A 15065-nucleotide genomic window follows, 5' to 3' on the forward strand; every position below is an offset into this window, starting at 1 on the left:
ATTAATAAAATGGCAAATTTAAAGGAAATCCGTAATAGAATTACTTCCGTTTCATCGACGATGCAAATCACAAGCGCGATGAAAATGGTTTCTGCTGCAAAGCTGAAAAAAGCGCAAGATGCTATTTCTGCAATGCGACCTTATGCCGAAAAATTAACTGAACTTTTACAGAGTCTTAGCGCTACAATGGATGGCGAAGGAGGAAGTAAATATGCAGATCAAAGACCAGTTAATAAAGTTCTTATTGTTGCCATTACTTCTAATAGAGGATTATGTGGAGCTTTTAATGCAAATGTCATTAAAGAAGTAAAACGTATTTCTCAAACAGAGTATGTTGGTAAGCAAGTAGATTTTATTACAATCGGAAAGAAAGGTAATGATGTCATTAGAAAAACAAATACAGTAATTCAAAATGATAGTGCAGTATTTGATAATCTAACTTTTGAAAATGTAGCTGTAATTGCCGAAGAGTTAATGAAACTTTTTGTTGAAGGTACATATGATAAAATCATATTGATTTACAATCAATTTAAAAATGCAGCAACACAAATCGTAATGACAGAACAATTTTTACCAATTGTACCTATAGTTACTTTAGAAGAAAAAGCAAACGTAGATTATATTTTTGAACCATCAAAAGAAGAGATTGTCGAAGAGCTAATCCCGAAATCTTTGAAAACACAATTATATAAAGCAATTAGAGACTCATTTGCATCAGAACACGGTGCGCGTATGACTGCAATGCACAAAGCAACAGATAACGCAACAGAATTGAGAAACCAATTGAAATTAACCTATAATAAAGCGCGTCAAGCTGCAATTACAAACGAGATCTTGGAAATCGTAGGTGGAGCAGAAGCTTTAAAAGGATAGTTTTTCATTATAAGATAAAGAAAAGAGCCAATATTTATTGGCTCTTTTTTTATTGAAAAAAATAACGAAAAGCAAACCAATACACAATTCATTATTCGTTAAATGAATAACACATCTACAAACAATTTACGACCTTTAATAAAAAATTATAGAAACGTAAATAATATTTATAGGCGACGGTGATTGATTTGAAGGATAAGAGATTACAAATAGATAAAATTCTATAATATTAGAAATAAATATGTGTATTGTGAGACATGCAGGCAATAATAAACCAAAGAATTGGTTATTTTTGTTAGATATAAATTTAGAAAAAGAACAGTAAATTTTGGGGTTATATAAAAATCTATTTAAACAGACAGCCATTTATGGACTTGCTACGGTAATACCTCGAATGTTCAGTTTCATTTTAGTGCCATTATACACGGAACTGTTACCTGCTGGAGAGTATGGAGAAGTATCTGTGATTTTTGCATGGATGATGTTTTTCAATGTGATTCTAGCCTATGGAATGGAAACAGCTTTCTTCAGATTCTATAATAATGACTACGATAAGAAAAGCGTAATAGGAACGTCTACGATATCGGTATTGTGGACATCAATAGCATTTCTGTGTATTGCACTACTCGGGCGCAATATGCTTGCAGAATGGTCTAAAATAGACGTGCAGTATATTACCTATACCATTTGGATTTTAGTATTAGATGCTTTAGTCATTATTCCATTTTCAAAACTACGAGCATACCAAAGACCAATCATGTATGCGATAATCAAAATAGGAAATGTAGCGGTAAACTTAGGCTTGAATATTTTCTTTTTGGTATATCTACCAAAATTGGCCCAATCAAATCCAGATAAATTCCTAAGTACCTTATATGCAGATGATTTCCAAATTGGATATATTTTCGTAGCCAATATCATTTCAAGTTTTGTAACTTTTCTGGTACTTTCACCAAACTACTTCCATATCCATTGGCACTTTGATAGAAAACTTTGGAAAAAAATGATGCAATACGGACTACCAATTATGATTGCGGGAATTGCATTTGCTATTAATGAACATTTCGATAAAATATTATTAGATTATTTGCTGCCCAAAGATGTAGCAAAAGTAGAAGTAGGAGCCTATTCAGCCTGTTATAAACTAGCGGTATTCATGGTGCTTTTTGGCACAGCATTTCGATTGGGAATTGAACCCTTTTTCTTTAGCCATTCAAAAAACGAAAATGCGCCACAAACCTATGCAATGATTACAAAGTATTTTGTGATATTTGGGTCCGTGATATTGTTGGGTGTAATAGTCTTTGCAGATTTATTAAAAATATACCTAATCAGAGATTCATCCTATTGGGAGGCAATGAATGTACTACCACTAATTATTTTAGCGAATTTCTTTTTAGGAATATACCATAACCTTTCAGTGTGGTACAAACTAATTGATCAAACAAAAATTGGAGCCTATATCTCAATTGTTGGAGCGATAATAACGCTGATATTGAACTTTGCATTAATTCCGATTTGGAGTTATGTAGGTTCTGCTGTAGCAACAATTGCTGCGTACGGAAGTATGATGCTAATTTCGTATATTATGGGAAATAAAAGATACCCTATCCCATATGATTTGAAGAAAATAAGCATGTATTTAGGAGTATCAATACTATTTTCAACACTATCATTCTATGTTTTTAGAGAGAAATATTATGTTGGAATACCACTGTTAATCATTTTCATGTATATGATATACCACAATGAAAAAGAAACACTAAAAGGGATTTTAAGAAGAAAATAAACAGAGACTAATACCATAAAATACAAAATAGCAGAAATAATAGTATTTTGTGAAAGAATAAAAAAAGATCAAATGACAATACAGATTATAAACAAATCACAACATAAATTACCGCACTACGAAACTATAGCGTCAGCGGGAATGGATTTAAGAGCAAATTTAGAGAATGCAATTATATTGAAACCTCTAGAAAGAGCAATTGTAAAAACGGGATTGTTTATTGAGCTACCAATTGGATATGAAGCTCAGGTTAGACCAAGAAGTGGATTAGCTGCAAAAAATGGAATTACAGTACTCAATAGTCCTGGTACAATTGATGCAGATTACCGTGGAGAAATTGGAGTAATCTTAGTGAATTTATCCAATGAAGAATTTAAGATTGAAAATGGAGAACGTATTGCACAACTCATTATCGCAAAACATGAAAGAGCGGAATGGATTGAAGTAGCAGAATTATCGGAAACATCGAGAGGTGAAGGAGGATTTGGAAGTACAGGAGTAAAATAATATCCATTTTTTAAAAGAAGAAAATAACAAACACGAATATTGTAAGAATATATGAAAATAATTGTTCCTATGGCAGGTCGTGGATCTCGCTTGCGTCCCCACACATTAACTGTCCCAAAACCATTAATTCCTATTGCAGGGAAACCAATCGTACACCGTTTAGTAGAAGATATCGCAAGAGTGATCAATCAAGAGATTGAAGAAATAGCATTTATCATTCATAAAGATTTTGGAACGCAGGTAGAAGTAGATTTAGTGGCTATTGCAGAAAAATTAGGCGCAAAAGGAACGATATATTACCAAGAGCAACCATTAGGAACTGCACACGCAATAATGAGTGCTAAAGAATCAATGAGTGGACCTATTGTTGTGGCTTATGCTGATACATTATTTAAAGCCGATTTTAAATTAGATACCGCTGCAGATAGTGTGATTTGGGTAAAACAAGTAGAAGACCCAAGTGCTTTTGGAGTAGTACAACTAAACGAACAAAATCAAATTATCGATTTTGTTGAAAAACCAAAAGAATTCATCTCTGATTTAGCAATTATTGGAATCTATTATTTTAAAAGCGGAGAAGCTTTAAGAAGCGAATTACAATACCTTTTGGACAATAATATTGTAAAAGGAGGAGAATATCAGTTGACAGACGGTTTAGAAAACATGAAAGTAAAAGGGATGAAGTTTGTTCCTGGAAAAGTAGAGGAATGGATGGATTGCGGAAATAAAAATGTAACCGTTGAAACAAATTCAAGAATGTTGAATTTCTTACACCTGGATGGTGAAAAATTAGTAGCCGATAATGTTACTATGGAAAACGCAACAATCATTGAACCCTGTTTCATTGGAGAAAATGTAGTTTTGAAAAACGCAACAATTGGACCTAATGTATCATTAGGAAAAGGATGTGTGGTAGAAAATGCTACAATAATGAATAGTTTAGTGCAAAATGATTCTAAAATTAAAAATGCAACATTGGATAATGCAATGATTGGAAGTCATGCAATATTTGATGGTAATTTTAAAAGTATCAGTATTGGAGATTATTCGGTTTTAGAGTAACTTTAACCAATTCAAAAATAGTTTTATGATAATTAAAGCTCTATTTTCAGGTTTGCTATTTATTGGATTGCTCTGCAATCCAGTAAAATTAATTGCGCAGGTACAACCTGAAGATGTGGCATTGGTTACAGATGATTTTCAAGATGCTTTTTATGAATCATTAAAGCAAAAAGGAATTGAGAATTATGATAGAGCTATTACCTCTCTACAAAAATGCATACAGCTACAACCTAATAATGCAGCAGTGTATAATGAATTAGGAAGGAATTATTTGGCACAGAAAAATTATGAAAATGCCAGACAATCTTTTGAAAAAGCCACCCAATTAGATCCTAAAAACAGATGGTATTGGAGTGGACTTTACGATGTTTATTATCAAACAAAAGATTATGAACAATCCATTATAGTTGTAAATAAGCTGATCGAGTTTAATTTTGACTATAGAGACGATTTGGTTTCCCTGTATATGTATACCCAACAATTTGATAAAGCACTGGCTTTGATTAACGAATTGGATAAAACGACAATAAAATCACCAGCAAGAGAAATGTATAAACTACAAATCTTGAGTGATGCAAAATACAGAGGATCGGAAAAAGATAATTTGGAAAACCTAATAAAGAAAAATCCAAATGAAGAATCCAATTATATCTCATTAATTTACCTCTATTCCGAAAGCAATCAGGAAGAAAAAGCATACGAAGTTGCTAAACAATTGGAAAAAAAAATCCCTGAATCCGATTGGGCGCAAGTAAGTTTATTCAAGTTTCATTTGAATAATAATGATGCAGAAAAAGCTATAAAAGCGATGAATCAAGTTTTGGGAAGTCGTAAAGTAGATAAAAAAATCAAGCATAGAGTTTTAAATGAATTCCTGATATACGCAGATAAAAATCCAGGGAATGACGAAGCGCTAGATAAAGCCATTCGTTATTTTGAAAATGAAAAAGAAGTACAAGTAGCGAAGGAAGTTGCAAAATACTATTTGAATAAAAAAAATACACCCAAAGCAATACACGCCTTAGAAATGAACTTGGAAGACCATGCGGAAGACATGGAAACGATGTTACTTTTATTACAATTATATACGGATAATGGACAATTTGACGTTGTATCTAAGAAAGGACAATCTATGATTGATCTATTCCCCTTGCAACCAGAATTATATTATTATGTAGGATTGGCGAATAATCAAGCGAAGAACTTTAAAAAAGCCAAAGAATTTTTGGAAATGGGATTAGACTATGTGGTGGAAAATAAAGCATTGGAAATCAATTTTAATATTCAATTGGGTGAGGCTTACAACGGATTAGGCGATACCGCTAAAAAAGAAAAATATTTTCTAAAAGCAGATCAGTTGTTAAAACAAAATAAAAAATGAAAAGATATTTAGGAATTATAATTCTGATTTGCATGGTGGCTTGCAAGCCAAAATCATTTGTTGCAGAAGAAGGAGCAAATAAATCACTTACTGCTGAAAAAGTGGTTGCAGGTCATAATAAAATAAAGAAAGACTTTTCTACAGTTTATATTAAGGCGAATGTGAAATATAAAGATGATAGACAAGCACAAAATGTAACGGCAGAAATTAGAATTAAAAAAGATGAAACAATTTTAATTAGTGCTCGCTTTATTGGAATAACAATGGCCAAAGCTATTATTACACCAGATGGAGTAAAATACTATGAAAAAATTGGAGGTAAGTTCTTTGAAGGAGATTTTACAACATTAAGTCGTTGGTTAGGAACAGACCTAGATTTCGATAAAGTTCAAAATATGCTTTTGGGAGATGCTTTAGATGATCTAACGAAAGACAAATACCATAGTGAAATTGATAATGGTTTATATAAATTAGAACGTAAGGGTAAAGATGCTCTAGATAAAGCCTTTTATTTTGAAGCAGCTAATTTTCTGTTGAAAAAACAAGAAGTAACCCAAGTTAATCCACAAAGGGAATTATATATTTCATATCCAAATCACAAAGAATATAAAGAAGCAATATTACCAGTAAATGTTATTATTGAAGCATTCTATAAAGGGAAAACGACAAATATTAGCTTAGATTATAATAATGTTACCTTCAATGAGCAACTTTCTTTTCCATATAGTGTTCCAGAAGGTTATGAAAGAATTTTTATTGATTAGATTTGCATAAACCTTATGAATATGTCAAAATACCTCTTTAGTTTGATTTTCTGCTGTATAACAACACTGTTATGGAGTCAGAATGATCAGCAAAAAAAACTAGAAGAGCGCAAAGCGCAAATACAAAAAGAAATTCAAGTTTTCCAAAGTTTACTGAAGACAGAAAAAAGTAAAGAGAAATCTGTTTTGACAAAAATTGGAGAACAGAATGCCAAAATAAAACTTACAGAAAAATTAATCAATAACACCCAACAACAAACAAAGTTATTGAATAATGATATTTATGTAAATCAAAGACAAATAAACAAGCTGACCGATGAGCTAGAGCTATTGAAAAAGGATTACGCAGAAATGATTGTAAAGTCCTATAAGAGCCGTTCAGAGCAAAGCCGTGCTATGTTCTTGTTATCATCAGAAAACTTCCTTCAAGCTTACAAAAGAGCTCAGTATATGAAGCAATATGCTAATTATAGAAAGATGCAAGGAGATGAAATCAAAGTAAAATCAGAAAAACTTCAAACATACAATCAGAAATTAGCGGTTCAAAAAGGTGAAAAAGAAAAACTGATTCGTGAAAATGAAAAAGAAAAAGTTACACTAGAAAGTGATAAAAAGGACCAACAGGTCTTAATGACAGCAATTAAGAAAGATCAGAAGAAATATAATGCTGACATTAAAAAGAAACAACAAGAATCGGTTGCAATTGATCGTCAAATTCAAAAACTAATTAGAGAAGCGATTGCAGCAGCAAATGCAGCAGCAGAAGCGAAAAGAAAAGCAGCAGCATTAGCAGCAGCAAAAAATAAAGCAAAAGGAAATCCTACTACAACAACCAAGAAAAACACAGAAGTTGTATCGGAAGGATCATCGACAAAATTTGCTTTAACAGCAGAAACAAAAGCATTAGCAGATAATTTTAAAGCAAACAAAGGAAAACTACCTTGGCCAGTAGACAAAGGATTGTTGACTTTAGGATATGGAGATCAACCACATCCATTGCAAAAAAATCTTGTAGTTCACAATAGTGGAGTTGAAATTACAACCGAAGATGGAGCAAATGCCCGCGCAGTTTTTGGAGGAGAAGTACTTACAGTACAAGTTCTATCAGGAAATAATAAAGCAGTGTATATTCAACATGGTGATTATATAACAGTTTATTTGAACTTACAAAGTGTATCCGTAAGCAAAGGAGATAAAGTATCTATTAAACAAACGATAGGAAAAATACACACCAATTCATCTGGAAAAACAGTAATCAAATTCTTAGTATTGCAAAATACAACAATGTTGAACCCAGAACAATGGTTGTTTAATATGTAGTTTGTAGAAGCAAAATATATTTATAAAAAAGCCCGGAGTGATCACTCCGGGCTTTTTTATAAATAAGAATTCTTTGTATTATAGAAATAAAGCTTTTAATTCAGTAGCATCTTGAGGTTTTAATTTACCGGCAAGAACTAAGCTTAATTGTTTTCTTCTTAATGCAGCTTCAAAACGTGATTTTTCTAACTCTGTTTGTGGCTCTACTGGAGCAACTTCTACAGGTCTTCCAGTGTCATCAACAGCAACAAAGGTATAAATAGCTTCATTGGCTTTTGTTCGTCCACCAGATTCTCTATCTTCAATCCATACATCAATAAAAATCTCCATTGAAGATTTAAAACTACGAGAAACCTTAGCTTCAACAGTAACAACACTTCCTAAAGGTATAGCACGATTAAAGGCAACATGGTTTACAGAAGCAGTAACAACAATTCTTCTAGAATGTCTTCTTGCAGCAATACTTGCAGCACGATCCATTCGGGCAAGTAATTCACCGCCAAAAAGATTGTTTAAGGGATTCGTTTCGCTTGGCAAAACAAGATCAGTTAATATCGTTAGGGAATCAATAGGATGTTTTGTTTGCATAATTTTTTTTGCAAAGGTACTATCTGTAACGCAGAATATTAAAAAATACACTTAATTATTTTAGAAGCAAGAAAAGAATGAAAACAGTAATAAGTAGATATAAAAAAACCTGAAATGAATCAGGTTTATATTTTTTAAAGCTCTTGGATTAATAACCAAGCTTCTGGATTTTGAGATTTGTGAATTTCTCTCATGGTTTTTTGAGCCTCGGTATAGGTAGCAAAACTACCATATAGAACAGGATATAAGCCATGTTTTGTTTTTTCAATTTTACGAGCCTTATAACCTAAGTTACTTAGCTTCTCATATTCTTTTTGAGCATTTGCTTGTTCTCGGAAAGCTCCAGCAACAATATGATAAGGTAATTTTTCTTCTTTTACCGTTAAAGTAACAGAAGGTAATGGAGCTTCAATAAAGAAAGTAGCTTCCTGTATTTTATTTTGTACTTGTTCTTGAACAGATTTCTCTACGATTAAAGTATCAGTAGCGATTTGATTCTGACGTAATTTATAACCAAAACCAGTAATGCCTAGAGCAACCACTACTATAGCAGCATATTTTAAGTAAGAACCACTCGATTTTCTTTCAGGAGTAAACAAGATTGGCGCTTTATCTTCTAAAGCCTCAACTTGCTCTTTGTAAACTTCACGTTTCACAATTGGTGCTACAAAAGAACCTAAACCAAATGAACTTGTCAAATAGTTTAATTGTTGTGAAGCTTCAAAAACTAAATTGTTTTCTGCATTTAAAGAGAACTGACCAATGTTTTTTACACCTAAACTTCCATTAAGTTGTAACGTCTTTTTCCATGAATTTACTTCTTCTTGGATACGACTTACAGCTTCCTCATAAGATATTTTTTCTGTTTGGGAAATATGATTTGCAAGTAACCCATCATTATTCTTTAAATAAGAATTAAATGAAACAGATTTTTTAGGAGGATAGAAAGTATTTGTGCTTTCAAATAGCTGCGCAGACTGCATTTCAGTTAAGAATGCACCAAACCCAGGAACCGTAACACATTGATAACGATATAAAAGTTGTGATATGTATTGATCTATCTTCATAGTAACAAAGTTAGAGAATATGCGGCATCAACAAAATTTAGTTTACAGTTTTTATTAACAATTTCTAATAAAATTTTTATAACTTGAAAGACAAACGATTAGCATGAAGGAACAAGAACTATTAGCGGCACTAGCATTATTGAAAGTAGAAGGAGTAGGTGATATTGTAGCAAAAAAATTAATTAATCATTGTGGGGATGCAGTATCAGTCTTTAAAGCTAAAGCAAATCAGTTGATGGCAATTGATGGTATTGGAACTGTAATGCTCAATAATTTGAAAGATAAAAAAGCTTTTGAAAAGGCAGAAATAGAATTGAAATTCCTTCAAAATAATAATGAAATCACACCATTATATTACCAAGAAGAGAAATATCCAGAACGGTTGAAATATTGTATTGATGGTCCAGTTGTCCTTTTTTCTTCAGGAACGATAGATTTTAATAACCGAAAGATTATCAGTATAGTTGGAACTCGTAATGTAACATCGTATGGAATAGAGTTTTGTAAAACATTAGTAGGAGATTTAATTCCTTTCGATCCCATTATTGTAAGTGGATTTGCCTATGGTGTTGATATTATTGCCCATCAAGCGGCATTAGAGCATAATTTACAAACCATAGGAGTGGTTGCTCATGGATTAAATCAGATTTATCCATTAGCTCATAAAAAGTATAGAAATGCAGTAGAAAATAATGGTGGATTTCTTACGGATTTTTGGAGTAATTCAAAACCCGATCGAGAAAATTTTGTGAGAAGAAATAGAATTGTTGCGGGAATATCTGAAGCAACAATAGTTATAGAATCAGCAGACAGAGGAGGTTCGTTAATCACAGCAAATTTAGCGAATGATTACAATAGAGATGTATTTGCCGTTCCAGGAAGAGTTACAGATAAATACAGTCAAGGATGCAATACGTTGATAAAAACTCAAAAAGCAAATGTATTAACAAATGCAGTAGATCTTGTATATATGTTGAATTGGGATATAGAAAAGCAAAAGAAAAAGCCAATTCAAAAACAATTGTTCGTAACGCTTGAAAAAGGAGAGCAAGTTGTCTACGATTATCTTCTGCAAAATGGTAAAGAAATCTTAGATATTATAGCGTTACGATGTGAGTTACCAGTACATAAATTATCTTCAATCTTGTTGACGATGGAATTAAAAGGAGTGATAAGACCATTGCCTGGGAAATTATTTGAAGCGATTTGATAAATAAAAAGGGATGACCTATTAGCCATCCCTTAATGTATCTATTATAAGAAGTATTATACAGAGTAACCTAATTTCTCACGGACTCTATTCAATACACCAGTTGCTACAATACCAGCTTTTTGAGCCCCTTTCTTTAATAACTCATCAACTTCATCACGATGAGACATATAATAATTGTATTTTTCTCTTTCAGTTTTAAACTTTTCTATAATTAGTTCAAATAAAGCTTGTTTAGCATGACCATAACCAAAATCACGATTCACGTTTTTATAGTTTTGAACCATAGCTTGCAATTGCACCTCATTGGCTAATAACTTATAGATTGCAAAAATTTTACAAGTTTCAGTATCTTTTGGTTCTTCCAAAGGAGTACTATCCGTTTCAATAGACATCACCTGTTTGCGCAAAGGCTTATCTTCTAGGAATATATTAATAATATTATTAGCCGACTTACTCATTTTTCCACCATTTGTACCAGGTATATATTTCGTGTCCTCTTGAATAAAAGATTCTGGAAGTACAAAAGTTTCTCCCATTTGATGATTAAATCGAGAAGCCACATCACGGGTAATTTCTATGTGTTGCAATTGATCCTTCCCTACAGGAACAAATTCTGCATCATATAATAAAATATCGGCAGCCATAAGCATTGGATACATAAACAAACCTGCGTTTACATCATCCAAACGATCAGCCTTATCTTTAAAAGAATGAGCTAAAGTCAATCGTTGAAAAGGAAAGAAACAACTTAAATACCATGATAACTCAGCAGTTTGAGGAACATCCGACTGGCGATAAAAAGTGATTTTATTAATATCTAATCCACAAGCAAGCCAAGCAGAGGCAGTGCTATATGTATTTTCTCTTAAAACTTTTCCATCCTTTATTTGTGTAGTTGAATGTAAATCAGCGATGAAAAGAAAAGAATCATTTTCAGGTTTGTTCGCCATTTCAATAGCAGGGATGATTGCTCCTAATAGATTGCCTAAATGTGGAGTTCCAGTACTTTGTACACCAGTAAGTATTTTTGCCATGGTAAATTTGTAATATTTTCAGCAAAGTTAAGCCTTTTGATAAAAATTTACGCCCTAATCCTTACATTTGACCATATGAAAGTTGTAAAAATTATTTTTTGGATACTTTGGCGGATCTGGTTTTATATCCTTATGGCACTGCCAATAATTATTATGTTTCCTTTTTTATTTATTTCTATACTGCGTGAGAAATGGTATCCCTATTTTTTCTTTATGGCTCGGATTTGGGCAAAATTTATTCTTTTTGGAATGGGATTCTATTGGACTGTAGAACGAGATCAGGAATTAGATAAGAAAAAGAGTTATATGTTGGTGGCCAATCACACCTCTATGACAGATATAATGCTAATGCTAGCAATTGTAAAAAACCCATTTGTATTTGTAGGAAAAAAAGAATTATCAAAAATACCCTTGTTTGGTTTTTTCTATAAGCGTACCTGTATTTTGGTTGATAGAGGAGATTCAAAAAGTCGCCTTGAAGTATTCAATTTAGCACAAAAAAGGTTGAGCAATGGGTTGAGCATTTGTATATTCCCTGAAGGTGGAGTTCCAGAAGATGAAACAGTTCTTTTAGATGAATTTAAAGATGGAGCTTTCAGATTAGCAATTGAGCATCAAATCCCAATTGTACCAATGACCTTTCCCGATAATAAAAAACGATTCTCATTTACCTTTTTAAGTGGAAGTCCAGGATTGATGAGAGCAAAAGTTCATTCATTTGTAGAGACAAAAGGTAAAGTGTTAACCAATAAGAAAGAAGTCAAAGAGGAAACGAGAAGAATTATTTATAAAGAATTATTAGAATTCCAATACGCGAAAGAATCCCGTAAACTTAGAGTTTAATATAAAAAAAGAAGCGCCTAACCAGGGCGCTTCATTTTTGTTACTACCCAACTAAAGTAATAACTACTTAACAAACTAGAATCGATAGCTTACACCAGTGTATAAGCCTATAAGGTATGGCTTGAAATTGCCTACATCATTGCTAAACGTATTGAATTGATATTTGAACATAGGTTCAAAATTCGCTTCAAATGATTTTAAAAAACTGTATTTAAATCCAATACCAATATTGGTGCTGAAATGAACATTGTTTAAGTTATTTGCTTCGCCTAAATCTGTTTGTAAACCAGAGGAAACAACAGATACTTCATTTTCATTTAAGAAAAGAGTACTCATTCCCCCGATTAATTGAATACCGAATTTTTGGTCTAAAACTTTATAAGAAAGCTCTAAAGGAACTTCGATATAGCCCATTCTTTGATTCAGAGTACCATTTGATTTACCAGGAATATTCGCTTGTAGTGTATTTGTCTCACTGCCTTTAGGTTCAACAACAATATGAGCATTAGTCTCCGATAATTTCACGTTATTGACTCCTGTATTGTTTAATCCAGCATAGAAAACAATATCATTTGTATTGAAACCTACAGAAACTTTATTAATACCAGAACGTAGTGAAAGTTTATTATTTAAGGCGTAGTTCACGCCTAAACCATAACTTAAACTAGTTTCAGATTCTTTAGAGTTTTTTGCTAGTTGCTGATCAATAGGAGAACCACTAGAAGTAGAATTAAAATATACAGCCGCAATATTTGGGGTGATTTGCCATCTGCTAAGAGGTTTAGAATCCGTTTTCGGGAATTTCTCCTGATCTTCTTTTTCCTTCTCTTTTGCTTTTAGTAATTCTTCTAGTGGGTTAGGATCCGAAGCAGCAACAGCTGAATTCGTATCATATTTTTTAAGATCACCTCTATTGAAAGAAGAACGATCTTTTTGTGTCGAATTTCTGAAATCAAAATCTTTAGAATCTCGGTTAGGGTTTATAAACAAACCATTAGATAAGAAAGATCCTTTGTTTGATTTTGTATTTGAAGAGGCAATACCAGTTCTAGATTGAGCTACTCTATTCTTTTGAACAGTATTTAATAAATCTTCTTCAGAAGATGAATTACTTAAACTTTCTGAATTGTTTTTTCCAGAAACATTTTTGTTTTTAGAATAATGGCTATTTGATTTAGAACCAGAAGCAACCACATTGTTAGATACAACGTTGTTATTGTTTGTTGAATTTAAAGAATTATTTTCAGTGCTAGAATTTGTGTTGCTATTTGATTCTTGTAGTACTAGACCATTATCATTATTGGAAGGAATGATATTTTCGGGTAAAGTAGAATTATTTTTTTCTGTTGAAGATGGAGTCTCATTATTATTGTCCAAGACAATTCCATCATTTGGTATAGTAGTAAAATGAACAACAGAATCGGTAACGAAGAAGCCAATCAATAACGCTACAGCTACGCCAGAAAGTTTAAACCATAATGGAATAACCTTTCTTTTCTTTTTGTTAGGGTGTAGTTCAGCTTGAATGTTATCCCATACTTTGTGTGATGGTTCAACTTCAAAGTCTTTGAACTTTTCCTGAAACAGACGATCTATATTTTTTCTCTCGCTCATTTTGCTGATGGTAATTGATCTGTTGCTAATTGAGTTTCAATTTTTTCTTTTAAAATAATTCGGGCTCTGGCTAAATTAGATTTAGAAGTTCCAGTTGTAATTTGTAGCATTGCTGCTATTTCTTTGTGTGAATAACCATCCATAACATATAGATTAAATACTAATCGATAACGATCAGGTAATTCTTGAATAATTTTTAATAAATAATCCAGTGAAATATTATCGTCATCGATTTCAAATGCGGTATCATCAATGATATCATCACTTACTAATTCGAAAACACCAATATTTCTATACTGTTGTAATACGTTATTAATCATTACACGTTTAGCCCAACCTTCAAAAGAACCTTTAAAATTGAATTGCTCAATTTTTTTAAAAATAATTAAAAACCCATCTTGTAAATTATCTTCAGCCTCAGCGTAATTACGCGAGTATTTTAAGCAGACACTGAATAACTTACTACTAAATAATTTATACAACTGTTCCTGTGCTTTAGCATCATTCTTCTGACAATCTTGTATGATTTGCTCTAAGCCCAATAGTCCTTGAATTGATTTGTTATTCCGTTACAGGAACTTCTACGATAATAAAAGTATTCTCTCCATTATCAGCAACACCATTGAAGAATTTGAATTTGTAAATAGTTCCAATAGGACTATTAACGTAAAAATCAAATTTTACTTCAACAGGAGGTTCATTAAGCTCTTGGCAATTGTTGTCGGCGAGTACTTTACTTTGAATGGCGATAGTGCGGGTTTCTAAATTTGGCTGAAAATAAAAACCATCAAAATAATGACAAGTTGAAGGTCTTTTATATAGCATCTTGATTTGATACGATTGTCCTCTAGTGAAACTTTGAGGTACCGTAGCACTTTCAACAGGATTTAATTCCAAATAAAAATTAGGATTATCATCATTACTTAAGCTACACCCCGCTAGGGTGCATATAAATAGTACTAATAGAGCTAATTTTTTCATGACATTTAAATTTATAATCTTACAGCTTT

15 protein-coding genes are annotated in these 15065 nt (G+C 32.2%); 9 read left to right on the top strand and 6 right to left on the bottom strand.

Features of this window, described 5'->3' with window-relative positions; genetic code table 11:
* Positions 1–9: 9 nt before the first annotated feature.
* The 7 genes from atpG to P6733_RS06980 all read left to right on the top strand — a co-directional run bounded on the left by atpG (position 10) and on the right by P6733_RS06980 (position 7696).
* Entirely contained in the window at positions 10–873 is an 864-nt protein-coding gene (gene atpG, locus P6733_RS06950; protein ID WP_306351321.1) for an ATP synthase F1 subunit gamma, read from the top strand.
* Positions 874–1201: 328 nt separating this feature from the next.
* Entirely contained in the window at positions 1202–2662 is a 1461-nt protein-coding gene (locus P6733_RS06955; RefSeq protein WP_306351323.1) for a lipopolysaccharide biosynthesis protein, read from the top strand.
* 72 nt (positions 2663–2734) lie between these two features.
* The gene (gene dut, locus P6733_RS06960; protein ID WP_306351325.1) at positions 2735–3169 is read left to right on the top strand and encodes a dUTP diphosphatase; all 435 of its coding nucleotides are present in this window, start codon (positions 2735–2737) and stop codon (positions 3167–3169) included.
* Between the two features lie 51 nt (positions 3170–3220).
* Positions 3221–4231, top strand: coding sequence for a sugar phosphate nucleotidyltransferase (locus P6733_RS06965; RefSeq protein WP_306351326.1), 1011 nt, complete (start codon positions 3221–3223; stop codon positions 4229–4231).
* Between the two features lie 25 nt (positions 4232–4256).
* Positions 4257–5612, top strand: a complete 1356-nt coding sequence (locus P6733_RS06970) for a tetratricopeptide repeat protein (protein ID WP_306351328.1) — start codon at positions 4257–4259, stop codon at positions 5610–5612.
* Positions 5609–6376 (top strand): DUF4292 domain-containing protein, encoded by a 768-nt coding sequence (locus P6733_RS06975; protein WP_306351330.1) that lies wholly within the window; start codon positions 5609–5611, stop codon positions 6374–6376. Before P6733_RS06970 ends, P6733_RS06975 begins: the two co-directional genes overlap by 4 nt.
* A 21-nt stretch (positions 6377–6397) precedes the next feature.
* A complete protein-coding gene (locus tag P6733_RS06980) occupies positions 6398–7696 on the top strand; it encodes a murein hydrolase activator EnvC family protein (RefSeq protein WP_306351332.1) in 1299 nt (432 codons plus the stop codon).
* Positions 7697–7774: 78 nt separating this feature from the next.
* Here P6733_RS06980 and P6733_RS06985 read toward each other — a convergent pair whose 3' ends face one another.
* The gene (locus P6733_RS06985; RefSeq protein ID WP_306351334.1) at positions 7775–8284 is read right to left on the bottom strand and encodes an acyl-CoA thioesterase; all 510 of its coding nucleotides are present in this window, start codon (positions 8282–8284) and stop codon (positions 7775–7777) included.
* A gap of 134 nt (positions 8285–8418) precedes the next feature.
* Positions 8419–9351, bottom strand: coding sequence for an HU domain-containing protein (locus P6733_RS06990; RefSeq protein WP_306351336.1), 933 nt, complete (start codon positions 9349–9351; stop codon positions 8419–8421).
* Positions 9352–9454: 103 nt separating this feature from the next.
* On the opposite strand from P6733_RS06990, the gene dprA reads away from it, so the two are divergent.
* Positions 9455–10561: a DNA-processing protein DprA gene (dprA, locus tag P6733_RS06995; protein WP_306351338.1), complete on the top strand. Its 1107-nt coding sequence runs from the start codon at positions 9455–9457 to the stop codon at positions 10559–10561.
* 56 nt (positions 10562–10617) lie between these two features.
* Here dprA and trpS read toward each other — a convergent pair whose 3' ends face one another.
* The gene (gene trpS / locus P6733_RS07000) at positions 10618–11598 is read right to left on the bottom strand and encodes a tryptophan--tRNA ligase (protein WP_306351340.1); all 981 of its coding nucleotides are present in this window, start codon (positions 11596–11598) and stop codon (positions 10618–10620) included.
* Between the two features lie 75 nt (positions 11599–11673).
* Between trpS and P6733_RS07005 the strand changes: the two genes are divergently transcribed.
* Complete coding sequence (locus tag P6733_RS07005; RefSeq protein ID WP_306351342.1) at positions 11674–12441, top strand: lysophospholipid acyltransferase family protein; 768 nt, start codon at positions 11674–11676, stop codon at positions 12439–12441.
* A gap of 75 nt (positions 12442–12516) precedes the next feature.
* Here the strand turns inward: P6733_RS07005 and P6733_RS07010 are convergent, their stop codons facing one another.
* The 3 genes from P6733_RS07010 to P6733_RS07020 are packed head-to-tail and all read right to left on the bottom strand — an operon-like array spanning position 12517 to position 15036.
* Complete coding sequence (locus tag P6733_RS07010; RefSeq protein ID WP_306351344.1) at positions 12517–14055, bottom strand: outer membrane beta-barrel protein; 1539 nt, start codon at positions 14053–14055, stop codon at positions 12517–12519.
* Positions 14052–14597, bottom strand: a complete 546-nt coding sequence (locus P6733_RS07015; RefSeq protein ID WP_306351346.1) for an RNA polymerase sigma factor — start codon at positions 14595–14597, stop codon at positions 14052–14054. Before P6733_RS07015 ends, P6733_RS07010 begins: the two co-directional genes overlap by 4 nt.
* Before the next feature lie 19 nt (positions 14598–14616).
* Complete coding sequence (locus tag P6733_RS07020; RefSeq protein WP_306351348.1) at positions 14617–15036, bottom strand: hypothetical protein; 420 nt, start codon at positions 15034–15036, stop codon at positions 14617–14619.
* Positions 15037–15065 lie beyond the last annotated feature (29 nt).

The sequence above is a fragment of the Flavobacterium aerium genome (assembly GCF_030766725.1).
Lineage (GTDB): Bacteria > Bacteroidota > Bacteroidia > Flavobacteriales > Flavobacteriaceae > Flavobacterium > Flavobacterium aerium.

Bases quoted from the DNA above. Each gene is read 5' to 3' on its own strand.
- atpG (WP_306351321.1), top strand. From the start codon at position 10: ATGGCAAATTTAAAGGAAATCCGTAATAGAATTACTTCCGTTTCATCG.
- dut (WP_306351325.1), top strand. From the start codon at position 2,735: ATGACAATACAGATTATAAACAAATCACAACATAAATTACCGCACTAC.
- P6733_RS06965 (WP_306351326.1), top strand. From the start codon at position 3,221: ATGAAAATAATTGTTCCTATGGCAGGTCGTGGATCTCGCTTGCGTCCC.
- P6733_RS06970 (WP_306351328.1), top strand. From the start codon at position 4,257: ATGATAATTAAAGCTCTATTTTCAGGTTTGCTATTTATTGGATTGCTC.
- P6733_RS06975 (WP_306351330.1), top strand. From the start codon at position 5,609: ATGAAAAGATATTTAGGAATTATAATTCTGATTTGCATGGTGGCTTGC.
- P6733_RS06980 (WP_306351332.1), top strand. From the start codon at position 6,398: ATGTCAAAATACCTCTTTAGTTTGATTTTCTGCTGTATAACAACACTG.
- P6733_RS06985 (WP_306351334.1), bottom strand. From the start codon at position 8,284: ATGCAAACAAAACATCCTATTGATTCCCTAACGATATTAACTGATCTT.
- P6733_RS06990 (WP_306351336.1), bottom strand. From the start codon at position 9,351: ATGAAGATAGATCAATACATATCACAACTTTTATATCGTTATCAATGT.
- dprA (WP_306351338.1), top strand. From the start codon at position 9,455: ATGAAGGAACAAGAACTATTAGCGGCACTAGCATTATTGAAAGTAGAA.
- trpS (WP_306351340.1), bottom strand. From the start codon at position 11,598: ATGGCAAAAATACTTACTGGTGTACAAAGTACTGGAACTCCACATTTA.
- P6733_RS07005 (WP_306351342.1), top strand. From the start codon at position 11,674: ATGAAAGTTGTAAAAATTATTTTTTGGATACTTTGGCGGATCTGGTTT.
- P6733_RS07010 (WP_306351344.1), bottom strand. From the start codon at position 14,055: ATGAGCGAGAGAAAAAATATAGATCGTCTGTTTCAGGAAAAGTTCAAA.
- P6733_RS07020 (WP_306351348.1), bottom strand. From the start codon at position 15,036: ATGAAAAAATTAGCTCTATTAGTACTATTTATATGCACCCTAGCGGGG.